The sequence below is a fragment of the Bacteroides sp. AN502(2024) genome (assembly GCF_041227145.1).
Taxonomy (GTDB): domain Bacteria; phylum Bacteroidota; class Bacteroidia; order Bacteroidales; family Bacteroidaceae; genus Bacteroides.
In genome coordinates this window covers 146,558-172,484 of record NZ_JBGFSP010000003.1, presented here as the reverse complement: position 1 = coordinate 172,484, position 25,927 = coordinate 146,558, and the positions used below count along the sequence as shown (strand labels likewise).

The following is a 25,927-nucleotide window of genomic DNA, read 5'->3' as shown; positions in this document are numbered from 1 at the left end:
CCGACCGTACCTAAACCGTAACCTATCGGGACTAATGGTGATATTCGGGTGAGTTTTTGGGAATCACCGTGTAAACGGTTTTACCTTCGACTGTCTCCGTCAAAACGGTGTGGTCGTCATCGACCCATTGGTTAGTGTAATTGCCTGACTTATTGTCGCCATTCGAGGGGTTGAACTCTACAAACGAACCGCCATTGACATATACCTTACCGTAACCTATGTGTCCGGGTTGGTCTTTGCCATCAATATCCACAACCGGCCCCGAGTTTTCGAGATTGATAAGACATTCCGGATTAGCTATTCCAACACATTCAAACCATCCGGAGTTGATGGTCAAAGAGTTTGGCTCAAGCCCCAGATGTCCTTCGGTTTTACTTCCGACATATCTAATGGGACCACCCAGATAAATAGCCTCTGTTTCATAATACCCGGATGTGGGTGGTTTATTAGGATCATCATCGTACCACCAATAAGGACGAGCTTTTATCTTCCCGCCATCCACGATAATATGGCTGCCATAACGCCATGCGATTATCGTCTGAACGCTTTTATTATTTCCGTTTTCATCCGGCACCCACGGACTTTCAATTACACCGTTTGCATCGGGGCTTGTATCCACAATCCTCAAGGTGACCGGCCCGTAAACATTAATTAACCCAAGGCCATATTGTGGAATTACATCGGTAGTCAGTTTGTGTCCGTTCAGATCCAGTGTAATATCCTCGCTCTCAAAGGGAGCCGCAGTCGGATGTGATGTCTTATTGTAGTAGTAGCCAATTTCAACACCACCATAACCACCAATCTGGGTTATGTTTGCCCCGAGTACAATCCTACCTGTTCTTTCAGACGTCTTTTCTATTGCTGTGATCGCATCCCTCAGCTCTTTTCCCGTATAGACATAATATGTCTCCGGCTCTTTATAGATGAATCCTTCGAAGCGGTGGTCGATAGATACGGTAATCCTGGAATTATCGGTCCAGAAGTCGGCGGCATCAATGGTAGTGAGCCAGTTGCGTTTTATCGGGATGTCAATCTCGAAAGAACGTTTGATTGTGGTAGTTGTACCGGATTCATTTTTATATGTCACCTCTATGTCAAAAGGATGCATCCACGACTGGGGTACCGGATTCCCCGATTCGACCGGGGTATACTTGCCTGAAGTATCTTCTGTGCCGAAATTTACCGGAAGGTACATCGTGAACACTGCGGCATACGGGGTTGTTTCTCCTTCATGTTCTTTTGGGTAAATCACAGGATCCGCTGTAAATTCTCGGCTAATACCTTCCTCGATTTCGTTGAATTGCCCCGTGATGGCGTTGAACGAATTGGTTGCAAGGGCAGTGACAGTTTCTTTGTATGTGACTTTTATTTCCTCGATTTTCAACACTCCTCCTTTGGCAAAGGTGCTGAAGTCACGAGCTATCAGACGTAGTTTTCCGAAAGGTCGCTTGAGAACAACTGTCAAATTGTCATCGGCTATAAAGTCCTGAGTCACAAAGAATGCGTCCTTCAATTCATCATTGAGTCCGGGAGCGATGGATATGTTGTCAAGATTTGCTTGTTCTTTTTTACTGAAGTCGGCATAGGCGACGATTCGGTATGTCTGACCTTTCATAAGACGAAAATTAAAGTCTGCTTTATCGTCATTGACATCGAGCCTTGATTGCTGGTCGACGAAGGTGTAATCCTTGTTGCCGTTAACAGTTTTTTCAACATAAACGGCCACTGTGAAAGCAAGTGGATGCTTGTTGAGATCCACATTTCCTATAGAGGGATAACCCGATTCACCGAGATAGCTTTTAGCGTCCGTCGGATAGCCGGCGGGAACCGCGCGTGTTCTGAATACTTCGGGCACTTCCACGGTGACAGAGGTAGTGATTTCCTCACCGTCGGTTACGGTCCATTCCTTTTCTTCTGAGCAAGAGATGAAAACAGCCAGAAGAGACCAAACAAAACCGCGCACCATTCTATTCAATCTTTTCTTAGACATAGTATTAATGATTTAGTTGAAAGGTTCACGATTCAACGGATTAGCAAAAAAAAAGCGTGAGAACCTGTATCAGTTACTCAATCCGCCCATAGAGGCTCTCGCATTGCCCATTGGAGTAGAAAGAGTAATGTTGAAGCCTCACGCTGTATGATAAATACAGAGGTGGTCTTATAACCGTCTCTGACAAAATACCATACTCGAAAGGCATCTACCATTGCTTCATCTTCGACTCCAATGAAAGAATTTGCGAGATTCCTATAGGTCAAGGATAAGCATAGATAAACGCTTATAATTATGTATGTATTCCCATCTGCAAGCCCGTATCATACTTGCAACAGAAAATATGCGAGGCAAATTTATTAATGGATTTTAGATTGACAAACTTTCTGTATGTAAAATTTGTTAAAACGGGGTGCACGCCCAGTGTTATTATAGTGATTAAAAAAAATCGGATCTTTGTATCGTACTAGTTAGATAAAAGAGATATGGTGATGGAAAAAGTAGATTTTACTAAAAGAATGTTGGCGATACGGCCGGATTTGCATCGCTTCGCATATAAATTGACTGCAGACCATGCTGCCAATGATTTGGTCATAGCTCTTTCATTTAAGATAAAAATATAGCCATACTGCCCCTTATCCGGTCCAATGCGAGCCGGGTAATCCGGAGGAACCTACATCCGATTCCTATACAAAAGAATATATTTATGGTAATTATCTGCCATCTGCAACAATTTCGTTGTATCTAATTGAAATATAACGTCTTATGGTGTTGCAGATACCTGTTGCAGATATGTTGCAGGTCAAGTATCTGCAACATATCTGTTTTAGCTCATGATGGTCTGACAACATGATAAACTACTCTTTCAATCTCACAAGTAAACTCGTATGCTATTTTGTATTTGTTGTTACTTCAGAAACCACTCTGCTTCAATATGGTGAACACTCTGCTTCAATATGGTGAAACACTTTGTTTCAATACGGTGGAACACTCTGTTTCAACACGGTGAACACTTTGTTGCAATAAGGTGGAACACTTTTATCGGTTTGAATACTTGTTTGCACTACAGGTTTAAATGAAAGAGCCGTTTCGGGAACAAAGATTCTGTTAAGATGAATATGATAATTTCAGTTTTATTTTTTACCTTTGCACCCCGAAAGAATAAAAATGTATGATGCCGTGAATAGCGGTCGTGTATTCTAGAACACCACGTAAAAAACAGGAGTTATGAAAGAAAAAGTATCTGTACCCTTTATGCTGCTGGGCATTCTGTTTAATGTCTGTCTCATTGCAGCCAATCTTCTTGAAACAAAAGTAATCCAGGTGGGTAGTCTGACTGTGACAGCCGGATTATTAGTCTTTCCTATTTCTTATATCATTAATGATTGTATCGCCGAAGTTTGGGGATTCAAGAAAGCCCGGCTCATCATTTGGAGCGGTTTTGCCATGAACCTCTTCGTGGTAGCTCTTGGATTGATAGCTGTTGCCATTCCGGCTGCTCCTTTCTGGGAGGGCGAGGAACATTTTGATTTTGTGTTCGGCATGGCTCCCCGCATTGTGGCTGCCAGTCTGATGGCTTTTCTGGTAGGCTCATTTCTTAATGCGTATGTGATGAGTAAAATGAAAGTAGCCAGTCAGGGGCGTAACTTTTCGGCTCGTGCCATCTGGTCTACTGTAGTAGGTGAGACTGCCGATTCACTGATTTTCTTTCCGGTAGCTTTTGGCGGAATCATTGCCTGGAAGGAACTGCTTCTCATGATGGGGATTCAGATAATGCTGAAATCCATGTATGAAGTAATGATCCTTCCGGTGACAATCCGTGTTGTGAAAGCCATTAAGAAGGTCGATGGCAGTGATGTGTATGATACCGATATCTCCTATAATGTGTTGAAAGTCAAAGATATTTAAGATAGAACATGAATAGAGAAGCAGCATTGGTTGTGTTTAGTGGTGGACAGGATTCTACTACTTGTTTGTTTTGGGCAAAACGCAACTTTAAGAAAGTATATGCCTTGAGTTTCCTGTATGGTCAGAAGCATCAGAAAGAAGTGGAACTTGCACGGGAGATAGCCCGGAAAGCGGAAGTGGAATTTGATGTGATGGATGTCTCCTTTATCGGACGGTTGGGGCATAATTCATTGACCGATACTACGATGGTGATGGATCAGGAAAAGCCGGCAGATAGCGTTCCCAACACCTTTGTTCCGGGACGTAATCTGTTTTTTCTAAGTATCGCAGCGGTATATGCCCGTGAACGTGGTATAAATCATCTGGTAACGGGAGTCTCCCAAACGGATTTCAGCGGTTATCCCGATTGCCGTGATGCCTTTATCAAGTCTCTCAATGTAACTCTCAATCTGGCTATGGATGAACAATTTGTGATTCATACTCCTTTGATGTGGATTGATAAGGCAGAAACGTGGGCATTGGCCGACGAACTGGGAGTGCTGGAACTGATTCGCACCGAGACTCTGACTTGCTATAATGGTGTGCAGGGAGATGGTTGTGGGCACTGTCCGGCTTGTACACTACGTCGGGAGGGATTGGAGAAGTATTTAAAAAGTAAGAATCAATAATATCTCTACACAGAGATTAAATGCATTTGTGGTGGTCATCTGTCACATGGCTGTAGACAAACTAGAAGGCTTAGATTAGGTTTTCAATAGCTTGAAACTACTTGTTTCGCTATGGTGAACACTTTGTTTCGCATAGGGAAACAAAGTGTTTCAAGGCGCGAAACACTTTGTTCAGCAGCGCGAAACACTTTGTTTCAAGGCAATGAAACACACTGTAACACGTAAGATGAGGAGAAAGTAGACGTGGGTTAAGAGTTGATGTTGATAGGTGATAGGTGATAGATGCGGTGATAGGTTGTAAAATGAATCTTTCACCACTGAAACATCGATGAATAAAGCGTTTGGGATTGGACGGTGATAGGTGAAAGAGGAAATGCATTTTTTGTTTAGGGTAGAGGTGGTAGTTAACGAGTGCAATGACTGAATTAAAAGAGCAACTTTCCTTGTTAGGAAGAAAAACCGAGTATAAGCAAGATTATGCTCCTGAAGTATTGGAAGCCTTTGATAATAAGCATCCTGAAAATGATTACTGGGTACGTTTCAACTGCCCGGAGTTCACAAGTCTGTGTCCTATTACCGGACAGCCGGACTTTGCCGAAATACGTATCAGCTACATTCCTGATATAAAAATGGTGGAAAGCAAGAGTTTGAAACTCTATCTTTTCAGTTTCCGTAATCATGGGGCCTTTCATGAAGATTGTGTGAATATCATAATGAAAGATCTTATCCGATTGATGAATCCCAAATACATAGAAGTAACTGGAATCTTTACTCCTCGTGGGGGGATTTCCATTTATCCGTATGCCAATTACGGTCGTCCGGGAACAAAGTTCGAACAGATGGCGGAACATCGTTTGATGAATCGGGAATAGGACGATTGCTTATATCTGAAAAAAGACTAACTTTGTGACCGATATGTTAAATAGATAAATGGTTCATGGAGGATAAAACGGAATTTGATCGTATGTTTAAAGAGTGGTTCGCAAGACTTTTTTCTTTTGCGAACCACTACTTGCAAGATACGGAAACAAGCCGGGATATTGTCCATGATGCTTTTGAGTACATTTGGCGGAATTATGAAAAAATGGAAGCTGATAAGGTCAGGGCTTATCTTTATTCCATCGTCCGTTCACGTTGTATCGATTACATCCGCCAGCAGAATGTTCAAGAAGATTATGCTGAATTTGTCCGTAAAATGACTTCGAATGATGCTGATACTGATGAACGGTTATTGTGGGAAGAACGCATGAAACGTATTCGCAAAGCGATGAACAAACTTACTCCTCTGACCCGGCATGTATTGGAAAGTTGTTACAATGCCCGTAAATCTTACAAGGAGGTGGCGGATGAATTGAATATCAGCGTAAGTTCTGTCAATAAACATATTGTTAAAGCGCTTCGGGTGATTCGTGAAGAAATTAAAAATGAATCGCAAGATAAGTGATTGATAGGTAATCGTGTCCGTAATATAATAAAAAAGGATAAGAGTATGGAAATAAGTGAGTCGGAAAAGAAAGCGTTGGATATCATGGAAAACCCTCGAGGCATCACGCGCGGAGACATTGAAACGTTGCAAGAGGAAGCGCTGCGGGATTGCCGGTTATTGAATGATATTTCTGTCCTTTTGGAAGAAGATGCCGCTTTTGCCTATCAGAATATAGAAACGGAATTACAATGTTTTCACTATAAACATCAACAGAAAGCGCAACGTCGCCGCATGATAAGATGGAGCATGGCAGCCGGTATTGCGGTAGCTCTGTTTGTCGGTGGGATATTCTTATTGAGCGGTGGTCCGGAGGGAACTTTGAATAACTTGGTTGATAAATCCCATGCGGTTGCTGTAGTTATGAAGGCCGATCCTTTGCCACAAAAAGTTACCTTGGAAGTGGAAGATGAACAACACCGGCATGAAACATACTCATTGGAAGAAATAGAAAAGACTCCGGTGGTTCAACAGACCGCTACTGTGCGTACCAAAGAAATGAACTACTTCGATAAGAAGAATACCTTTAAGGAGAAAGTAAATGCACAAACACATATCTTGCGCATCCCGTATGGGCAGATGTTCAAACTTGTCCTTTCCGATGGTACGGAAGTTTATCTGAATGCCGGTAGCCGTCTTACTTATCCAACGAGATTTGTCCGGAAGGAACGGATAGTCACCCTTGAAGGAGAAGCCTATTTTAAGGTAGCTAAAGATAAAGAACGCCCGTTTATAGTGCAAGCGGGGAACGTACAAACTCGTGTGCTCGGTACGGAATTCAATATCAGTAGTTATTCTGCTTCCGATGTCCACGTCACATTGATTGAAGGGAGTGTGCAAGTTGATGCTTCCGGCAATTCTAAAGTAATCCTGCCCGGACAGGATTTGTGTGTCCGGAAAGACGGAGGCATTTCTGTGAAAGAGGTAGACTTGCATTCGTATATATACTGGCGTGACGGATACTTTTATTTTGATAACCTTCCATTGGTCGAAGTATTGCAAGGTATTGGACGTTGGTATAATGTGGGAGTGGAGTTCCGTAATATTCAGGCCATGGATTGTAAGGTACATTTCTTGTCCGACCGTTTTCAGGGATTGGAACATACGCTTACGTTGCTGAATAGAATGGAAAAGGCGACTATCAGCTTGGAAGGGCATACGTTAGTTGTCGATTGATGTATGACAATTTAGTTGTTTCTGGAATAAAAATATCTCTTTTTGAAATTTTTTTGCTTGAAAAGGTAATCGTTTGAAGGTTTACTTCGTATATAAACTGATAATATGAAATACTTTGTTTAATAAAATCAGTTATGAGAAAAGATCGGTTACTAGCCATCATCTTTTTTATTTCCTGGATGTGCTCACTGAATATAGGAGCACAGGAAGTGAAGGAGAAGCGGATTACGATGGAATTTAAGAATGAACGCATGCCTTCTGCGTTTAAGAATCTTGAGAAAGTATCTGGGTATAAGATACTGTTTGCCTATGAAGATGTCAATCAGTACTTTGTGGACGGGAAAGTAAAGAACCAGACCGTTGAGCAGGTTCTGAAGTTCATGATTGGCAGCAAGCCTTTGAAATATCTTATTGACGGGCAGTTTGTGAATATAACTCCTCTCAAGAAAGGAACGACCGGGACTTACGAAAGCGTGAAAGGGACAGTTATCTCAGCGGAAGACGGAATGCCGGTCATCGGAGCGTCCGTACAAGTGGCGGGAACGAATATCGGTGTACAAACCAATATCGACGGAAAGTTTGAATTGGCCCAAGTACCTGACGACGCAATCATACGTATTTCTTTTATTGGAATGGAAACAGCTTCAATTCCTGTAAAGACTGTGATGAATGTCCGTTTGAAGGTGGGTGTACAAGCGTTGGATGATGTGGTTGTGACAGGATATTATACGCAACGCAAACAAACATTCACCGGAGCGGCTACCAATTATAGCGGTGCGGAATTATCGGCGATCTCCAATCAAGGATTGCTTATAACCATTGCCGCCGTTGATCCCTCTTTCAAGATTGTGGATAATCTTGCGATGGGATCTGATCCCAATACCGTTCCGAATATACAAATACGTGGTGTGAATGCTCTTCCTACTACTACCAGCTTGAGCGAGGAATATAAAGGTAATTCTAATTTGCCGACTTTTATCCTTGATGGGTTTGAGGTCAGTGTGGAAAAAATATATGACCTTGATCCCAACAGGGTAGCTAATATCTCAATCCTGAAAGATGCTTCTGCCACGGCCATCTACGGTTCGCGTGCTTCCAACGGAGTTGTAATTATCGACACTAAGGCACCGGCTCTCGGAAAGTTGCGTTTGAATTATTATGGAAGTATGGACTTTGAGGTGGCTGATCTTTCCGATTATCATTTGCTTCGTGCTCCTGACAAGCTGAAGTATGAAGAATTGGCACGGCTTTATGTGGGGACAGGCGCCGTGTATGTGGATGAAGAATATCGCAGAAACTATAACGAACGCCTGAAATTAGTACAGAAAGGGTATGATACGGACTGGCTGGCACAACCGTTGCGCTCTTTAGGTATCAGCCATCGTCATAGTGTGCAGTTGGAAGGGGGAAACGAAAGTTTCCGTTATGGAGTGAACCTTACGTATAACGGGACTTCTGGTGTAATGAAGGGGTCGGACCGTACACGCATCGGTACAGGTATCAAGTTACAGTATAATTATCGCAATCTGCGTTTCCGTAATGAGATTACCTATGATAAGATAACTTCCAATAATTCTCCATACGGGTCATTCAGTGATTATGCCAATATGAACCCTTATTACTATCCGTATGACGAGAACGGGCAGTTGAAAAAAATACTATTCACTATTTATAGTCCGAGTGCCGGTTCGACAACAGTGGTCAATCCGATGTACAATGCTACGTTGAATACGAAAGACTGTACAGCTTATGACGATTTTGTTGATAATTTCAGTGTGGAATGGAATATCCTAAGCAACCTCAAGTTGAAAGGTAACTTTTCTTTGGAACGTATCAATAAATCGACAGATATTTTTAAGCCGGCAGATCACACGGATTTTGCTACAATGGAAGAGAATAAAGGAAGTTATACCAAAGGAAATACGGTGTCCAGTTCTTACGATGGCAGTTTGGTGCTTTCTTATTTCGGACAATTCAAAAAACATGCACTGAGTTTGAATGGCGGATGGAACATTCAGCAGACCTCAAATGATTACAGTACTTATACTATTAACGGATTTCCGAACCAGCAACTTGACCATCCTGCTATGGGGGCTGGTTTTCTGGAAGGCAGTGTTGTGAAAGGAGATGCAACGATGACTCGTTTGATGGGGTACTTCGGAAATGCCAATTACAGTTTTGACGATCGTTACTTTGTAGACGCTTCCATACGTATGGACGGCTCTTCTTTGTTTGGCAGTAACCAGCGATGGGGAACTTTCTGGAGTGCCGGTATCGGATGGAACCTTCATAAAGAAGCATTTATGAAGGATATTGCTTTTGTCGAACAGTTTCGTCTGCGTATGAGTACCGGATATACCGGCAGCCAGAATTTTTATCCTTATCAGGCTTTGATGATGTACCGGTACAAAAGTTCATTGTCATATCAGGACTATATCGGTACCGTGATTAAAGCTTTTGGCAACTCGGACTTGAAGTGGCAGCGTACTCAGAAAACGAATTTGGGTATTGATTTCGGATTCTTTCATAATCGTTTGAGCGGATACTTCAATTATTTTATAGAGAACTCGGAAGACCTGCTGGTAGATGTCAATATGGCTTCTTACCTCGGTTTTGATTCTTATAAAGAAAATCTGGGAGAGACTCAGAACAAGGGCTATGACTTCAGTGTAAAACTGACAGCTTTCCAAAATAAGGATTGGCGGGTGAATATGTTTGTAAACGGGCAACATTATAAAAATACCCTGAAAAAGATTTCTTCGGGACTGAGCTCGTTCAATGAAAAGGCAGATGCGGAAGGTGCTACTAAAACTTATGTGAGGTATATCGAAGGGGCTTCTATCAATACAATCTGGGTAGTGCCTTCGGCAGGCATCGATCCTGCCACGGGAAATGAAGTGTTTATCAGTAAGGATGGCGGTTATACGGATACATGGAATGAAAATGATTATGTACCGTATGCTTCGGCTGATCCTAAATTGAGTGGTACGTTCGGTTTTAATATCTATTATAAGGGATTTGAATTGAATACGAACTTTTATTACCGTTTTGGAGGATATGCTTATAATCAGACATTGGTAGATAAAGTGGAGAATGTGAATCCGTATAATAATGTGGATGAACGTGCCCTTTATAATCGTTGGCAGACTCCGGGAATAGCTGCCGAATATAAACGAATCAGTGACCGTTCGGCCACCAAACCGACATCGCGCTTTGTGGAGAAAGATAATTATTTATCTGCCAATTCCGTAAGTTTGGCATATACATTCAAAACAGACTGGATTCGCCACTTCGGAGCCCAATACCTGAAGGTTGCATTGACCGCGAACGATTTTATGAGAATGTCTACCATACGTCGGGAGATTGGTACGACTTACCCTTATGCACGTCATTACTCTTTTACTGCTCAATTAACTTTTTAATGAAGAAGAATATGAAGAAGATACTTTTGTTAAGTTATATAATACCACTTTTCACACTCTCTTCGTGCGAAAGTTGGTTTGATATCTCCCCTAAATCTGAACTGAAGGCGGATGACTTGTTTGAAAGTTCACAAGGATTCAGGGATGCTTTGATGGGTTGCTATGGAAGCATGGCTGCCACCGAACTGTATGGCGGGCAACTTACCATGACCTATATGGATGTGCTCGGACAATATTATTCGACAGCCGCCACTGCTCTCAATAACTTCGAATATGCGTATGCGTATAATTATACGGAGACGCAGGAAGAGACACGTAAGGACAATATCTGGAAGAACGAATATAATGTCATTGCTAATTTGAATAGTCTTTTAGGACGTATTGATGAACAAAGAGGGATTTTTGCGAACGGGGAATATGAGCTTTTCAAAGGAGAAGCGTTGGGATTAAGGGCTTATATTCATCTGGACCTGTTGCGTTTGTTTGCAGCTTCACCGGCGATGGAGAATGGCAGAGACAGGAAAGCGATTGCGTATGTTGACCGATATACGGACGAGCTTTTTGAACGCCTTACTACGGAGGAAGTACTAAACCGTATTGTCGGTGATCTGGAGAATGCCCGTGATTTGCTGGCGGAGATCGATCCTTACGGGCCGGAACATGCTGCGTATGATTTGGAGAATCTTACCGGGGTGTGGAAAGGAAGGGAGTACCGGATGAATTATTATGCGGTGACTGCTTTATTGGCACGCACCTTATTGTATCGCAATGCCGCAGGGGATAAGGCAAAAGCCTATAATTATGCTGTCGAGGTGATAAACTCCGCTTTGTTCCCGCTAGTGTCCGGGGCTGACTTGTCAAGTCAGGACAAGAACGGGTTTACTCAGGAAAATATATTCTCGTTGGAATATCGAGGCCTGAAAGATGAGATGGTAGATAAATATTTCTATGTTGGCAATACTAGTTCCAATTTCTTGTCTGTCAACAAATCAACACTGAATAAAATATTTCCTGCAAGTTTGAATCTGGATTATCGTCTGCAATGGTGGGTTGAAAATTCCGGCTCTTATAATTTGGTTGCGAAATATAACTATTCGGAACGGGTTCCCCTTCTGAAAGTTTCGGAAATGTTTCTTATCGCAACGGAGACAGCTCCGACATTGGATGAGGCAAACGGGTACTTTTATCAGCTCCAATATCATCGTGGACTTCCGGAAACGGAACTTACTGCGGATAACTTACAAGGGATACTCCTTGCGGAATATGCTAAAGAATTTTTGGGTGAAGGACAGTTGTTTTATGCCTACAAACGTATGGCAATACAGAAGAAACCTATTTTACAGACTGCTTTGTCCGACTATGAGAGTGTGTATATACTTCCGATTCCTGTGGAAAATACGTATTTTATAGATTGATATGTTATGAAGAAATTTTTGTTAGTAAATGTGTGGGCTATGATTATTGGTTGTAGCCTGTTGGGATGCCAAGAAAATGAAAGAGTACTCTATACGGAAAAACCGGCTGTCTATTTCAGCTCAATAACAGAAAAAGACAGCATTTTCTATTCTTTCGCATCCGGTTTGACAGATGAAGATATAGTCTCTATCCCGGTGCGGATAATCGGAACTTCCACTGACAAGGACCGTTGTATTATGATTGAGGTAGATCCGGCATCAACCGCAAAGAAAGGTGTACACTATAAAGACTTGTCGGAATCAGTGCTGTTGGAAGCCGGTAACGTGGAAACGGAGATTAAGGTCACTGTAATGAACAGGGAACTGGAGAATGGCGATGTGAAGTTAATTCTGAATCTAAAGACGAGTGAAGATTTTGATTTGGGATACGCCGGTTCACTGAAAGCGAAACTGGTGATTACTGATCAGTTGGTCAAACCTTCTTATTGGGATATGCCTTTGTCGTTATATTATGGGGCGTATTCTAAAGCCAAACATCGGGTGTGTATCCAGTTGCAAGGCTTTGATTTCCCGGAGGTGATGGATTTCAATAGGATTTCGAGTTATATGTCTTACGGGCGTATGGTGTATAATTATTTATTGAAGACTCCTGTTTGGGATGAAGATACACAGGCATGGATTACAGCAGATTGGTCACCACTTTAATGATTTATAATATGATGAAAAAGAGCATAGCATACATAATGTTGGCCGTCTGCTGGGCGTGTGTGGACGATACAACGAATAAGGACTTCAATACGCTTAATGATGTTACAATCGAAGGTATTGAAGATGAATATACGGATGTATATGTAGATAATTTATTTAGTATACATCCTACAATAAAGACTACGTTACATACAGAGGATGATTTGGAGTTCTTTTGGATTGCTTATGATAAATCTACTCGTTATGAGGCAGATACGCTTTCTAAAGAGAAAAATCTGGATATTGTGATTCGTTTGATTCCGGGAGAACATACCATGAAGTTCAAAGCTGTCAGTACAACGACTGATATCTATTATGAGAAGGAGTTTACCGTAAATGTGGTGAATGAATTTACAAATGGGTTGATGATTCTTGCAGAAACGGATGGCAAAGCCGTACTTGATTTCTGGATTCCCGGTAAAGATGAGGTTGTAACGGACGTTTATGGCAAATTGAATGACAATGATGTGCTGGGCAGTCATCCGAAGCGGATTTATTTTAATAAGTATCGGACGGATGTCACAAGTGAGGTTCTTGTAATGTGTCAGGATGGAGAAGGTGGTAAGGTACTGGATAATATTACTTTGACGAAACGCCGAGATTATAAGGATATGTTTTTTGGTGTGGTTCCCGAAACTGTTGTACCGCAAGCTTATTATAAAAGTTCTATGCGTGAGTATTTGGTAGATAACGGACTGGTTTACGACCGTGCCACTAATTCCACGACTCCGAATATAACGGTAAAACCCAACTTGGTTGTTCAGGGTTCGACGTACGAAATTGCTGACAACGCAAACTTTATCGATGATGAGGATATGGTAACTCGTATGGTGCTTTATGATAATCAGAATACTTGCTTCTATTCTATTATGAGCATAACGACAGCGTTTTTGACGAAAGTGACTAAAACAAGCGGCTTTACTTATATCAATGGAGGTTTCTTTAATCCGGATCGGGTTGGTATGAAATGTTTGTATGCAGGTATAACATCACGTAGTTCATCAGGTGGTAAAGAGTATCTGGGAGTATTTGAGGACGGAGCAGGGGAGCGGCACTTGTTGAAGATGGGAATCGGTTTCTACACCGATGATACTCCTTCTTCTTATTTCAAGGATTTGTCCAATGATGTCCTTTCTTGTGAGAATATTGGTACGGCTAATTCGTTTACTACCTCGGCTCTGTTTTCCGGCTATTTGTTTTACACTGCCGGTAGTAAAGTATATGTGTATAATTCGGCAAGTGCTACGGGGGGAGAAATATACGACTTGCAAACAGACGCAGAGGATGGTGCAGAATATATAATTGATCATATAGAAGTAGAACGCGGTGGAAATCGTTTGTGGGTGGCATTCCGCGATAATAGCCTGTCAAAGAAGAAAGCGGGTTTTTGTGGTTTGACAGTGAACACTGACGGGGGACTTAGCTTGAAGCGTACTGTTTTTCATCCGCAGTTTGCTGACCGTATTGTTGATTTTGAAAGTAAATATTGATTATGAAGTATAAAATAGGTTGTTTTATTGTTTTTGGATTCTGTTTATTGGCTTTTACATCTATTGCAGAAGCCCAGCAGATTTCTTTTGTGAAGAATTGTTCCTGGGAGGAATTAAAAATTCGTGCACAGAAAGAAGATAAACCGATATTTGTTGATGTATATACATCATGGTGTGCTCCTTGCAAGAAGATGGCAGCCACAGTTTTTAAAGATCCTGAGGTGGTAGCTTATATGGATAAGAACTATATTTCTATTCAGTTGGATGCGGAAAAGGAGAAAGAGCATGGATTTTTTACGAAATTCCATCCGGGGGCATATCCTTCTTTCTACTGGTTGGATAAAAATGGGCAACTGTTGAGCACTAAAACCGGATATATGTTGTCGGAGTCATTTCTGAAATCCTGTCGGGATGCACAAACTGGCTCGTTGGGAAAGCAAATTGATGAGTATAACCGGAAATGGAAATCGGGGAACCGGGAAGATGCTTTTATTGATAAATATCTGTTTGAGATATTGCCACAAGTGTTTCCTGATTCCGTACGTCCGTATTTCAATCAATACCTTGCCGGTTTGTCTCCCGAGAAACTAAAAAGTCCGAGAATAGGAAAACTTTTGTGTCGCTTCACTCATACTATTGAAAATGATAGGGTTTGGTCTACCTTACTTGAATATAATGATGTTTATTCGTCAGAACTGGATTCATCTCTTGATTTTGACCGCTATATGTATATGAATTTAGTACGCATACCTATGTCCGTATGGACAGACGAAGTTAAATTTCGTTCGTATCTGGAGTTGATAAAGAGTAAAAACTTCCCTAATAAAGAGCTGTATTTGAATCTTATTCAGATGGAATCCAAGGTGTTTGAAGGTAACTATAAAGAGGCATTGGAGCAGGCGCTTGCTATTGGAGCAGCCTATGAAGCAACTCATGCTTATTTATATAGAGAAATTGCATATACCTTTGTTATTGGTAAATTCTTTGTTGACAATTATTCTCCGTCTGACGAGGAGAAACAGACTATCTTAAAGCTGACGGAGAAGGCGTTCGAGTTGACTCCTTCAAAGAGTACAGTTTCCTATTTGGCTGCTGCTTATGCAAGGAGCGGTGACTATAGGAAGGCTTATGAGACATTGGCTATACTGCCGTTTCATAAAGAACCGATTTTGAGTAATGCAGTGTATTCTTTGCTGAATCTTCCCCGAAAAAGGTAGTTTGGGGAAGTAAGTGTAAGTTTGAGTAAACAGGTTGTTTTTTCTTTCTGATATTTTGTCTTTACTCTAATTGATGAGAAGGTGTGTCAAAATGTGCACCTTCTTTTTTTTGCCCAAAGCCCCGACTTTCACAAGCAGGGGCTTTGTTATTACCTAAAGATTTTGTATCTTTAAGCATAATATTTCATACTATGACAAAGATACATTTTCGTCCTTACATTCCCAACCAAACAGTGCTTTTTCCTGAGAGAATCGATGAGGATATTGCAGAAAACGATCCGGTTCGCATGGTTGACGTTCTGGTTGAAAGCCTGAATCTTGAAGGTTTCAGAAAGTTATACAAGGAATGCGGCCGTAGTGCTTACCATCCCCGAATGATGCTCAAGGTTATTCTGTATGCCTACATGAACAACATCTACTCCTGCCGGAAAATAGAAAAGCTACTCCATCGTGATATCCATTATATATGGCTGGCCGGATACGAGAAACCGGATTTCATTACCATCAACCGATTCCGCAACCGGGTGAAGAAGGAAATCAACGAGGTGTTTACCCAAACCGTACTTCTGCTTTCTTCCAAAGGTTTCATCAGCCTGAATGTGGAATACATTGACGGTACAAAAATCGAATCCAAGGCAAACAAGTACACTTTCGTCTGGAGAAAAACGGTCGAACGGAACCGTGAACGCCTGATGAAGAAAATACATGTACTATTAGGTCAGATAGACGAGTTCATCGCTCAGGAGAAATCATCAGAGACCAATGAGGGGATAGAGTTTACTCCGACTATGCTGACCGAAATGGCGGGAGAATTACGTAATGCACTTGCACAGGCTCCCGATCCTTGCACGAAAGAGGAAAAGACTGCACTGAAAAAGAAACGCAAACAGCTCAAGGAGCTGGAAGAACACAGAGATAAACTGCAGGAATACGACGGTCATCTGGAAAATCTGCAAGCTCGCAACTCCTATTCCAAGACAGACAAGGATGCCACTTTTATGAGGATGAAGGAGGACGCCATGCGTAACGGGCAGACAAAACCCGGCTACAACCTTCAGATCGGTACCGAGAACCAATTCATTACCGACTTCGCTCTTTTCTCCAATCCTACGGATACACTGACCATGATACCTTTCCTGCAATCCTTTTCAGGCAGATACGACAGATTGGCCCATATGGTGGTTGCCGACTCCGGATATGGTTCTGAGGAAAATTACCGTTTCATGTCTGAAAACGATATGGAAGCCTACGTCAAATACAACTACTTCCACATGGAACAGCGACCCGGATTCAAACCGAATCCGTTCAAGGCCGAAAACTTCTATTACAATGAAGAACATGACTATTGCATCTGCCCCATGGGACAAAAGATGCGGAGGACAGGAACCGGGCATGTGAAAACTGCATCCGGATATGTAAGCGAAAATGCCAGGTACAGAGCCGTCAGATGTGAAGGGTGTCCGTTGAGATGTCTATGTTTTAAGGCAAAGGGAAACAGGACAATAGAACTGAATCACAGACTCAGGAAATACAGGCAGAAAGCCAAAGAATTACTATGTTCCGAAGAAGGACTGAAACACAGAGGGCAAAGATGTATAGAACCGGAAGCTGTGTTCGGGCAAATAAAATATAATATGAACTACAAACGCTTCCGCCATTTTGGAAAGGAGAAGGTCTTTATGGACTTCGCATTCTTGGCCATTGCCTTCAATATAAAAAAGATGTGTGCAAAAATGAGAAAAGAAGGTATAGACTGGATGATTAAACTGTTTTATAAACTTGTACCCGCTCTTTTCAGATGGGGGGAACACATTTATCAAACAAATCTTCAAAAGAGCGCAGCTTGAAGAAGGTTTACTGATTCTTTATAGGTGATGAAAAAAAGAAGGCGTATCGTTCATTACGACACACCTTCTTTTTAATATTGCAATACTCCTAACGGAAGTCCTATTACGAAATAGGGGCAAATGTTGGGCAACAAGGCTTCTTATATATGATAATACCTTCATATATAGCCAAATGTATAACTAGGGACATTCATTAAATATTATAAAATGAGCCAACTAATTCATACACAAATTATTGCGAATTAGTTGGCTTTTTAGTATCTTTAGGTATTCCCCCGAAAACAAGGTTTGACGGCCCAAACGGGGGAAATTCCCCAACTAAGATATGGCTAAGATACAAAAAATTTCAGAAATCCACCCAACTTTGGGCTTTACAGAATTTGATATTCTGGAAAAATGCCGCAAGAGTTTTCATGAGAGTGAGCTTGGCAGGCTTCATTCGGTCTTTCCATTTGATCGTATGGCAAAAGCCGCAGGCCTGTCTGAACAACGTTTGGGCCGCAGGAACATATTCAGTCCTTCCGCAAAGATCGCCCTTATGGTCCTGAAGGCATACACCGGATTCTCCGACAGGAAACTGGTGGAACATCTGAACGGGAACATACACTACCAGATGTTCTGTGGCATCATGATCCCCCCGTCCCTTCCCATAACCAACTTCAAGATAGTCAGTGCCATCCGTAATGAGATAGCATCCCGCCTTGACATTGATTCCTTCCAGGAGATCCTGGCTTCACACTGGAAACCTTATCTTGATAACCTTCACGTCTGCATGACCGATGCCACATGCTATGAGAGCCACATGCGTTTTCCTACGGACATGAAACTCCTTTGGGAAAGCATCGAATGGCTCTACAGTCATATATGCCGGCATTGCAGGGATCTGGGCATAAGGCGTCCGCGCAACAAATACAGGAATGTGGCGGAATCCTATCTGTCCTACTGCAAGAAAAGAAAGAGGAGAGCTTCAAGGACAAGAATGCTTAAGCGCCGTATGATCAAGCTTCTTGAAAAGCTCCTCAGTCAAAGGGATGGGCTCCATAGCGAGTACGGTGCTTTACTCCGATATACGCAGGATTACCATAAGCGTCTTTCCATCATCAGAAAGGTGCTTGTACAGGAAAAGGAAATGTTTGAAGGGCGAAAAGTCAGTGACCGCATCATCAGCATCGACCGTCATTATGTACGTCCCATCGTCAGAGGCAAGGAAACCAAGTCCGTCGAGTTCGGTGCAAAGGTCAATAATATACAGATAGACGGCATATCGTTCATCGAACACCTCTCGTTCAAGGCTTTCAATGAGGGGATACGCTTGAAGGACTGTATCCGTATGCAGCAGAAGCTGATGAATGTAAGGGTAAGATGTGTGGCTGCCGATTCCATATATGCCAATAATGCCAACAGAAAGTTCTGTACTAAATATGGGATATCCACATCCTTTGTGCGCAAGGGAAGGGAGGGCAAAGATGAGCCTTTGAGGAAGGTGCTTAGAAGCGAACTCTCAAAAGAAAGGGCCACACGGCTTGAAGGAAGCTTCGGCACTCAAAAGCAACATTACTCGCTCCCAAGGATAAAGGCAAGGAACAAGAAGACGGAAATCCTGTGGATTTTCTTCGGAATACATACAGCAAATGCCATACTGATGATTGACAAGATCAGGAACAGAACGGGGAAAGCTGCATGATATGAGTTTACTGAAAGAATCAGAAGAGGTCAGAAGACTTCTTCCGGAACTTCATGTATTGTCAGATAAGAGTATATGAGAATATACAGAAAAATGACAATAATAATGGCATATGAAGTGATTATACTCTATCATCTTCATATGCCATGGTATTTGGGGGGAACATTTACTGAATATTCCTATTTAGACATTATGACACACCCTCTTAATTAGTCACTGACTCAACTGATGTTTGAAACAATTCTATTTATTCGAAAGTGCCATAGCGAGTGGCTAGTAACTTCCGGTCCCCCAATGTATTATCTACGCGGGATACATTTGCCCAAAATTTATTATCACGTACACTTTCTATAGGATAAGCAGCTTTCTCTCGTGTATATGAGTGTTCCCAACGATCACTTACAATCTCGTATTCCGGATGCGGAGCATTAATCAATACATTATCATCTTTATCTGCTTCGCCATTCTTCACTTCTTGAATTTCTTTCCAGATAGTTAGCATGACCTCTACGAAATTATCTAGTTCCGCCAAACTCTCACTTTCTGTCGGCTCAATCATCAATGTGCCGTGAACGGGGAAGGAGAGGGTAGGAGCATGATAACCATAATCCATCAAGCGTTTGGCAATATCATTTTCCGAGATACCTGTTTCTTCATGTACTTTCCGACATTCCAGAATCATTTCGTGTCCTACGAAACCGTTGGCTCCCCGATAAACAATTCCATACGTCTCTTTCAGACAAGCAGCCAGATAATTCGCATTCAGAATTGCAATTTTAGTTGCCTGTGTCAGTCCTTCCGTACCCATCATGCGGATATATCCGTAGGTGATAGGCAGAATACCTGCACTACCAAATGGAGCTGCCGATACTTGATTTTGTGAATTGCCGAAGATTCCGTGTCCGGGAAGGAAAGGAACCAAATGTTCGGCAACACAGATAGGACCGACTCCCGGACCGCCACCGCCATGAGGAGAGGCGAATGTTTTATGAAGATTCAAATGACAAACATCCGCACCGATGAATCCCGGATTGGTCAATCCCACTTGCGCATTCATGTTGGCTCCATCCATATATACTTGTGCACCACAGGCATGGATGATATTGCAAATCTCTTTTATCTCGGTTTCGAAGATGCCATGTGTAGAAGGATAAGTAATCATCAGTGCGGCCAGTTCATCCTTATTCTCTTCAGCTTTGGCACGCAAGTCCGTCATATCTACATTTCCTTGCTCGTCACATGCACAGGTAACGGTCTTAAAGCCCGCCTGTATGGCCGACGCAGGATTTGTTCCGTGAGCCGAGGCCGGAATCAGGACTTTGTTCCGGTGTCCCTGACCGATACTTTCGAGATAGGCTCGAATCACACGAAGGCCTGTATATTCTCCCGCGGCACCCGAATTGGGTTGCAGACTGACTCCTGCAAATCCGGTGATAACTTTCAAATCTTCACTTAGGTTATGGATTAATTCACGATAGCCTTCTGCCTGATCTTCCGGGACCAGAGGGTGCATACCCATAAATTCGGGACGGCTTAAAGGCAACATTTCCGCAGCTGCATTCAGCTTCATGGTGCATGAACCGAGGGAAATCATCGATTGTGCAAGAGAAATATCTTTGCGGTCCAGGCGTTTGATATAACGCATCATCTCCGTTTCCGTGTGATACTTGCAGAATACCTCATGTGTCAGGAAAGACGTTGTACGTTTCAAAGCCTGGTCGATATTGCTTTTTTCCGGAATATCGTCCACTTTCTGATAATCTTTTCCGGCAGCAATGGCAAAAATAGAGAGCAACACATTGGCGGCTGCCACATCTGTTGTTTCGTCAATGCTGAAACCGACATCGCCATTCTCATAATAACGCAGGTTTACTTCTTTGCTTAGTGCTATTGTACGGATTTGCTGTGCTGAAACATGTTCGGGCAATTCGAAACGCAAGGTGTCAAAGTATTGAGTGTTGACTTGCGTATATCCGCATTCCTTCAATTGCTTTTCAAGAAATACAGTAATGCTGTGAATGCGTGATGCAATCGTAGTGATGCCTTCCTGACCGTGATAAACAGCATAAAAGCCTGCCATAGTGGCTAATAGTGCTTGTGCAGTGCATATATTTGACGTTGCTTTTTCCCGTTTGATATGTTGTTCGCGTGTCTGTAAAGCCATTCGGTAGCAGAGTTTGCCATATTTGTCTTTAGACCATCCGATGATTCGTCCCGGCATATTCCGTTTGTATTCATCCTTGGTAGCAAAGTAAGCAGCCGACGGACCGCCATAGAACATCGGAGTGCCCAGGCGTTGTGTGCTTCCGAATACAATGTCCGCTCCCCATTCCCCCGGAGGAGTCAGCAGGACCAGACTTAGAATATCAGCGGCAACGGCTACTTTGCAGTCTGCAGCGTGTGCTTTTTCTGTAAATTCGGAATAGTCCTCTACGTTTCCGTTCGAGTTCGGATATTGCAGAATACAGGCAAATACTTCCGGTGAAGGTTCAAAATCTTTATATTTACCTACACGTAGTTCGATGCCTTGGGGTACGGCACGTGTAGTCATGACAGCCAATGTCTGCGGGAAAATATTTTCGTCTACGAAGACTACGTTCGCATTGGCTTTCTGTTGTGCGCGGGAGCGTAAAGAATACATCATGCTTACAGCTTCGGCGGCGGCAGTTGCTTCGTCTAGGAGGGAACAGTTGGCAAGTGGCATGGCAGTAAGGTCACATATAGCTGTTTGGAAGTTCATCAATGCTTCCAGACGTCCTTGCGACACCTCAGTCTGATATGGAGTGTATGAAGTGTACCATACCGGATTTTCGAATACATTCCGTTGGATAACGGCCGGAGTAATCGTATTGTACCATCCCAAACCGATATACGTAGTATATAGTTTGTTTTTAGCAGCCAGTTCGGCGATGTGTTTCCCAAATTCGAATTCTGTCAGCGGACTATTCAATGCCAGCGGCTCTTTCAGCCGTATATTGGCGGGAATTGTTTTATCAATCAGTTCGTCCAGTGAGTCCACGCCAATTTTGCGAAGCATTGTGGCTGTGTCTTGTTCATTGATGCCGATGTGACGGCTAGCTAACAAATCGGTTCTCATAATAATCAAGTATTAAAGTATCGTGTATTAAGTATTAAGTATCAAATATCAAGTATTGCTGTAGTTGATGGGGGTGCCTTGTTCATACGAATGCTTGATGTTTGATATTCATTTTTTTATTTTCTAAAAAAGGGGTTCTCAGCTTTCTCCATTCCGATAGTTGTGGGAGCGCCATGTCCCGGATAAACGACTGTATCGTTGGGGAGAACAAATAAACGGCTGCAAATGTGTTCTATCAGTTCATCGAAATTACCTCCTGTGAGATCGGCACGACCGATACTGCCTTGGAACAGGACGTCACCGGAGAACATGCAGTTGTCTTCCTTGCAATAATACACCAAGCTGCCGGGGGAGTGTCCGGGCACATGTATCGCTTCCAGTTTGGTGTGTCCGAAAGTGATTATATCCCCGTCGTGCAGGTATTTACCCAGTGGTACAGGTTCTTCCTGCAACTGAAAGCCAAACATCCGGCTTTGTTTGGGTGCTTCGTCAATCCAGTATTCGTCCGCTTTGTTTGCTTCTGCCGACAATCCGAATTCTTCCAGCATGAACGGATTTCCGAAGATATGATCCAGATGTAAATGAGTATTCAGCAGATGCTTTACATTTAGCTCGTTGGCAAGAATGAACTTTTTCAGTGCCTGCTTTTCTTCTTCATAAAAGCAGCCGGGATCGATAACAACTGCTTCTTTAGTGTCATCCCATAAGACGTAGCAATTTACGGGAAACATATTAAATTCAAATCGTTTTATTTTCATGGCTTCTCTATGATTTATCATTTGTCAGAACACATGGTCTTGTTTAAATCGGGACATACACCACTTTTTTGGTTTTAAAGAACTCTTCCTCGAAGTTATCACTCAAACTATGAATGACCGTTTTATGCTTGAATGGCATCGTTTCATGTTCCAGTTCACCGCCTTTGAGACAGATAAGCCCATTGGGCAATGTATTTTGTTGCTTCGAAGAAATGTTCTTCCTGATAATCTTAATCAAGTCTGCCAAAGGCATTACGGCACGGCTGACAACAAAGTCGAACGTTTGTTTCTCCTCTTCTGCGCGGGCATGGCGGAAAGTCACATTTTTTAGTCCGATGGAATTTGCCACTTCGGTTGCTACACGTATTTTTTTACCGATGCTGTCCACCAGGTGAAATCTTACCTCGGGGAACAGGATTGCTAAAGGAATGCCGGGAAAGCCTCCTCCTGTGCCCAAGTCCATGATACGAGTTCCGGAGCGGAATTGGATTACGTTGGCGATGCCTAACGAATGGAGCACATGATGCTCATATAAATTTTCAATGTCCTTGCGGGAGATAACGTTGATTTTTGCATTCCAGTCCACGTAGAGGTCGTATAGAGCTGCGAATTGTTTGCGCTGTTCTTCAGTCAGATCAGGAAAATATTTCAGTATGATTTCCACTGTTTGAATTTTGAGTTATAAGTTTTGAATAATATAATAAGTGGATGAATATTTTATTCTGTCACAGAGATGTGATGCCAACAGGATATTCATTGGTGTCCGTTTTTATGGAATTTAATTTTTCAGTTCCTTCAAAATGGGGTTACTGCCTAACAAATGCTCCATCATAGCAAACGGGATTGTTACCTTAACAGGTCCCATCGAATAAGGAGTGATATCGTATACATTATAATAGAAGGTGACCCCTCCTTTACTTAGATAGAAATTTTCCGTCGGAGTGATGTCACCGGTCGACGCATATCCCATGTCTTCCAATGCTTCGTGAGTGGTTACTTTGTGGTCCGCCATGAGCTGGTTCCAGATCAGGTCGGTCAATGCGTCTTTGTATTCTCCGACAAAAATATCATCGAGACGGAGCGGACGCATCAAGGTAAGATCCATATTTAAATAGGTTGACATATAAATGTCATGTGCACCTCCGGTATATTCGTTATAGTCGATGCGATATACAAGCAGATCTTTATCATACAGTTGCACATGGCTCTCCATTCCTTTATAATAAGAATACCAGGTACCGATGGAAGATTCATCTTCCTTGTCTTTCTCATCTTCAGTGTACATCGGTTCGAGATCGCGACGATATTCGCTTATGTAGTTTTCAGTGTATTGCTTTACAGCTTCTTCCGGGTTTTCACCAATGAATCTGTCACCCAAACAGGCCGAGATAAAATAAGTGTTCAGACTGTCTTTCAGCATATCATCCGATGATTTTACCGGATAAGTAAAATTAATAATAATATTGCAGGCCGGTTTAGTCGTATCATTGAAAAGGTGTGCTGTCGTATTCACCTGAATGCTATCAAATTGTAGCGCACCTGTATTTTTGTTCATCTTGTCATGACAAGAAAACAAAAAGCCGCTTACCGAAAGTATAATTGCAAGCAAGCTGACATATTGTTTTTTCATATCCACTTTTTCTGTAAATTCAACATTTGTTTTATCATTCACTATTGACAAATATAGATGAAATTCACGAATCGGGCTAATAAAAATAGAAAAATTTGAGCTATTTATCCTCTAAAATGAGATTGTTGGATTGTTGCATTGCGGGATACAAAATGTTTTCGTGCCTTGGAACAAAGTGTTTCGTGCCTTGGAACAAAGTGTTTCGTGCCTTGGAACAAAGTGTTTCGTGCCTTGGAACAAAGTGTTTCGCGCCTTGGAACAAAGTGTTTCGCGCCTTGAAACAAAGTGTTTCGCGCCTTGAAACAAAGTGTTTCAAGCAAATGAAACATCTTGAAATGACTTATACTAGAAATGGTTGTCACTTTTAGAGGCTAGTTACTAAATAAGTTGTCACATTCTGTTATTCATAACTAAAACAGTTGTTAGTTTCTTCCCTTTGCTCCTAAGATAGTTGTCATACGTAAAAACAATGGACAAATCTGAGTGTGCTCGGGCTCTCGGTATCGCAAATATAGTATTTATTTATCATATGGAACCTTATTTTTTCCACAATGATTTTCCCGGCACCTCTCCATGATATACGTCCATGGGTTTTTTCATACCTATGCTCATATGTGGTCGTCCATTATTATAGAAGTCAATCATTCGCGTAATCTGCTCCCGTGCCATCTCTTTATCCCTGAACAGCGACATGCCGTATATCCATTCCGTTTTCAGGATGCCATTCATCCTTTCTGCTACCGCATTGTCCGTCGGGTTGTAATCTTCAGTCATGCTCACACGTATATGATGAGTGACCAGTGTGTCGATATAGGCATCGCAGGCATACTGTACCCCCCGGTCGGAATGGTGGATTGTGCCGCAAAGATTGCCACCTCCGGCCTCATTGATGGCCTGTTCCAGTGCCTGTAGCGTATATTCGGCATGCAAACTGGGAGAGAGCACCCATCCTAAAACGGCATGTGAGTACATGTCCGTTACAAGATGGAGGTAGCATACGCCACCTTCAATCCAGATGTAAGTGATGTCACATACCCAGATATGGTTCGGGTATTGTGCCGTTACCCCCTTGATCAGATTCGGATACTTCTTGTAAAGATGGTGGGAGTCCGTCGTATGCCTGGGTTTCTTCGGGGGCAGCATAAGGCGTTCCGAACGCAGCAGATGAAGGAAGGCATCCCGCCCTCCGGTTATCTCGCTTCCATAAAGGGAGCGGAGCTCATGGTATAATTTCAAACCACCGATGCCCGGAGCCTTTGAGCGGTAGAAGAAGACGGCATCCAAGATGGCTGTTCTGATCTGATGACGCGACAAAAGATTTTTTTTCTTTTTGTAATAGGCCTGGGAAGACATGCCAAACAGTCCGCAAAGGGTTTTCACACTGATGTGAGGAAA

The 25,927-nt window shown here is 42.4% G+C and carries 18 protein-coding genes and 1 pseudogene; 13 read left to right on the top strand and 6 right to left on the bottom strand.

The window, feature by feature from the left end; genetic code table 11:
• Window positions 1–31: 31 nt before the first annotated feature.
• Window positions 32–1,990, bottom strand: coding sequence for a DUF6562 domain-containing protein (locus AB9N12_RS00710; protein WP_369889030.1), 1,959 nt, complete (start codon window positions 1,988–1,990; stop codon window positions 32–34).
• 491 nt (window positions 1,991–2,481) lie between these two features.
• On the opposite strand from AB9N12_RS00710, the pseudogene AB9N12_RS00705 reads away from it, so the two are divergent.
• The 13 genes and pseudogenes from AB9N12_RS00705 to AB9N12_RS00645 all read left to right on the top strand — a co-directional run.
• Window positions 2,482–2,583: pseudogene (locus tag AB9N12_RS00705) on the top strand (RNA polymerase sigma factor); the annotation flags it as partial.
• Window positions 2,584–3,217: 634 nt separating this feature from the next.
• Complete coding sequence (locus AB9N12_RS00700; RefSeq protein ID WP_369889029.1) at window positions 3,218–3,898, top strand: queuosine precursor transporter; 681 nt, start codon at window positions 3,218–3,220, stop codon at window positions 3,896–3,898.
• 8 nt (window positions 3,899–3,906) lie between these two features.
• On the top strand, window positions 3,907–4,566 hold the full coding sequence (gene queC, locus AB9N12_RS00695; RefSeq protein ID WP_369889028.1) for a 7-cyano-7-deazaguanine synthase QueC: 660 nt from the start codon (window positions 3,907–3,909) through the stop codon (window positions 4,564–4,566).
• Between the two features lie 416 nt (window positions 4,567–4,982).
• The gene (queF, locus tag AB9N12_RS00690; RefSeq protein ID WP_369889027.1) at window positions 4,983–5,438 is read left to right on the top strand and encodes a preQ(1) synthase; all 456 of its coding nucleotides are present in this window, start codon (window positions 4,983–4,985) and stop codon (window positions 5,436–5,438) included.
• A 65-nt stretch (window positions 5,439–5,503) separates the two neighbouring features.
• On the top strand, window positions 5,504–6,010 hold the full coding sequence (locus AB9N12_RS00685) for an RNA polymerase sigma-70 factor (RefSeq protein WP_369889026.1): 507 nt from the start codon (window positions 5,504–5,506) through the stop codon (window positions 6,008–6,010).
• Window positions 6,011–6,055: 45 nt separating this feature from the next.
• Entirely contained in the window at window positions 6,056–7,225 is a 1,170-nt protein-coding gene (locus AB9N12_RS00680) for a FecR family protein (RefSeq protein ID WP_369889025.1), read from the top strand.
• 134 nt (window positions 7,226–7,359) lie between these two features.
• A complete protein-coding gene (locus tag AB9N12_RS00675) occupies window positions 7,360–10,647 on the top strand; it encodes a SusC/RagA family TonB-linked outer membrane protein (protein ID WP_369889024.1) in 3,288 nt (1,095 codons plus the stop codon).
• An 11-nt stretch (window positions 10,648–10,658) separates the two neighbouring features.
• Window positions 10,659–12,062, top strand: a complete 1,404-nt coding sequence (locus tag AB9N12_RS00670) for a RagB/SusD family nutrient uptake outer membrane protein (RefSeq protein WP_369889023.1) — start codon at window positions 10,659–10,661, stop codon at window positions 12,060–12,062.
• A 6-nt stretch (window positions 12,063–12,068) separates the two neighbouring features.
• Complete coding sequence (locus AB9N12_RS00665) at window positions 12,069–12,767, top strand: DUF4843 domain-containing protein (RefSeq protein WP_369889022.1); 699 nt, start codon at window positions 12,069–12,071, stop codon at window positions 12,765–12,767.
• The gene (locus tag AB9N12_RS00660; RefSeq protein ID WP_369889021.1) at window positions 12,737–14,299 is read left to right on the top strand and encodes a PKD-like family lipoprotein; all 1,563 of its coding nucleotides are present in this window, start codon (window positions 12,737–12,739) and stop codon (window positions 14,297–14,299) included. The genes AB9N12_RS00665 and AB9N12_RS00660 overlap by 31 nt, the downstream gene beginning before the upstream one ends.
• Window positions 14,300–14,301: 2 nt before the next feature.
• A complete protein-coding gene (locus tag AB9N12_RS00655; RefSeq protein ID WP_369889020.1) occupies window positions 14,302–15,516 on the top strand; it encodes a thioredoxin family protein in 1,215 nt (404 codons plus the stop codon).
• 191 nt (window positions 15,517–15,707) lie between these two features.
• Complete coding sequence (locus AB9N12_RS00650; protein ID WP_369889019.1) at window positions 15,708–17,363, top strand: IS1182 family transposase; 1,656 nt, start codon at window positions 15,708–15,710, stop codon at window positions 17,361–17,363.
• A 325-nt stretch (window positions 17,364–17,688) separates the two neighbouring features.
• On the top strand, window positions 17,689–19,047 hold the full coding sequence (locus tag AB9N12_RS00645) for a transposase (protein ID WP_369889018.1): 1,359 nt from the start codon (window positions 17,689–17,691) through the stop codon (window positions 19,045–19,047).
• A 247-nt stretch (window positions 19,048–19,294) separates the two neighbouring features.
• On the opposite strand, the gene gcvP is transcribed toward AB9N12_RS00645, so the two are convergent.
• The 5 genes from gcvP to AB9N12_RS00620 form a co-directional block, all read right to left on the bottom strand.
• A complete protein-coding gene (gene gcvP, locus AB9N12_RS00640) occupies window positions 19,295–22,144 on the bottom strand; it encodes an aminomethyl-transferring glycine dehydrogenase (RefSeq protein WP_369889017.1) in 2,850 nt (949 codons plus the stop codon).
• A 116-nt stretch (window positions 22,145–22,260) separates the two neighbouring features.
• Window positions 22,261–22,902, bottom strand: a complete 642-nt coding sequence (locus tag AB9N12_RS00635) for an MBL fold metallo-hydrolase (protein WP_369889016.1) — start codon at window positions 22,900–22,902, stop codon at window positions 22,261–22,263.
• Window positions 22,903–22,945: 43 nt separating this feature from the next.
• Window positions 22,946–23,566, bottom strand: coding sequence for a 16S rRNA (guanine(527)-N(7))-methyltransferase RsmG (gene rsmG, locus AB9N12_RS00630; RefSeq protein WP_369889015.1), 621 nt, complete (start codon window positions 23,564–23,566; stop codon window positions 22,946–22,948).
• A 114-nt stretch (window positions 23,567–23,680) separates the two neighbouring features.
• Entirely contained in the window at window positions 23,681–24,532 is an 852-nt protein-coding gene (locus tag AB9N12_RS00625) for an RsiV family protein (RefSeq protein ID WP_369889014.1), read from the bottom strand.
• A 537-nt stretch (window positions 24,533–25,069) separates the two neighbouring features.
• The gene (locus tag AB9N12_RS00620) at window positions 25,070–25,912 is read right to left on the bottom strand and encodes an IS3 family transposase (protein ID WP_369889013.1); all 843 of its coding nucleotides are present in this window, start codon (window positions 25,910–25,912) and stop codon (window positions 25,070–25,072) included.
• Window positions 25,913–25,927 lie beyond the last annotated feature (15 nt).

Coding starts and splice junctions, on each gene's coding strand:
- AB9N12_RS00710 (WP_369889030.1), bottom strand. CDS start 1,990: ATGTCTAAGAAAAGATTGAATAGAATGGTGCGCGGTTTTGTTTGGTCT.
- AB9N12_RS00700 (WP_369889029.1), top strand. CDS start 3,218: ATGAAAGAAAAAGTATCTGTACCCTTTATGCTGCTGGGCATTCTGTTT.
- queC (WP_369889028.1), top strand. CDS start 3,907: ATGAATAGAGAAGCAGCATTGGTTGTGTTTAGTGGTGGACAGGATTCT.
- queF (WP_369889027.1), top strand. CDS start 4,983: ATGACTGAATTAAAAGAGCAACTTTCCTTGTTAGGAAGAAAAACCGAG.
- AB9N12_RS00685 (WP_369889026.1), top strand. CDS start 5,504: ATGGAGGATAAAACGGAATTTGATCGTATGTTTAAAGAGTGGTTCGCA.
- AB9N12_RS00680 (WP_369889025.1), top strand. CDS start 6,056: ATGGAAATAAGTGAGTCGGAAAAGAAAGCGTTGGATATCATGGAAAAC.
- AB9N12_RS00675 (WP_369889024.1), top strand. CDS start 7,360: ATGAGAAAAGATCGGTTACTAGCCATCATCTTTTTTATTTCCTGGATG.
- AB9N12_RS00670 (WP_369889023.1), top strand. CDS start 10,659: ATGAAGAAGATACTTTTGTTAAGTTATATAATACCACTTTTCACACTC.
- AB9N12_RS00665 (WP_369889022.1), top strand. CDS start 12,069: ATGAAGAAATTTTTGTTAGTAAATGTGTGGGCTATGATTATTGGTTGT.
- AB9N12_RS00660 (WP_369889021.1), top strand. CDS start 12,737: ATGGATTACAGCAGATTGGTCACCACTTTAATGATTTATAATATGATG.
- AB9N12_RS00655 (WP_369889020.1), top strand. CDS start 14,302: ATGAAGTATAAAATAGGTTGTTTTATTGTTTTTGGATTCTGTTTATTG.
- AB9N12_RS00650 (WP_369889019.1), top strand. CDS start 15,708: ATGACAAAGATACATTTTCGTCCTTACATTCCCAACCAAACAGTGCTT.
- AB9N12_RS00645 (WP_369889018.1), top strand. CDS start 17,689: ATGGCTAAGATACAAAAAATTTCAGAAATCCACCCAACTTTGGGCTTT.
- gcvP (WP_369889017.1), bottom strand. CDS start 22,144: ATGAGAACCGATTTGTTAGCTAGCCGTCACATCGGCATCAATGAACAA.
- AB9N12_RS00635 (WP_369889016.1), bottom strand. CDS start 22,902: ATGAAAATAAAACGATTTGAATTTAATATGTTTCCCGTAAATTGCTAC.
- AB9N12_RS00625 (WP_369889014.1), bottom strand. CDS start 24,532: ATGAAAAAACAATATGTCAGCTTGCTTGCAATTATACTTTCGGTAAGC.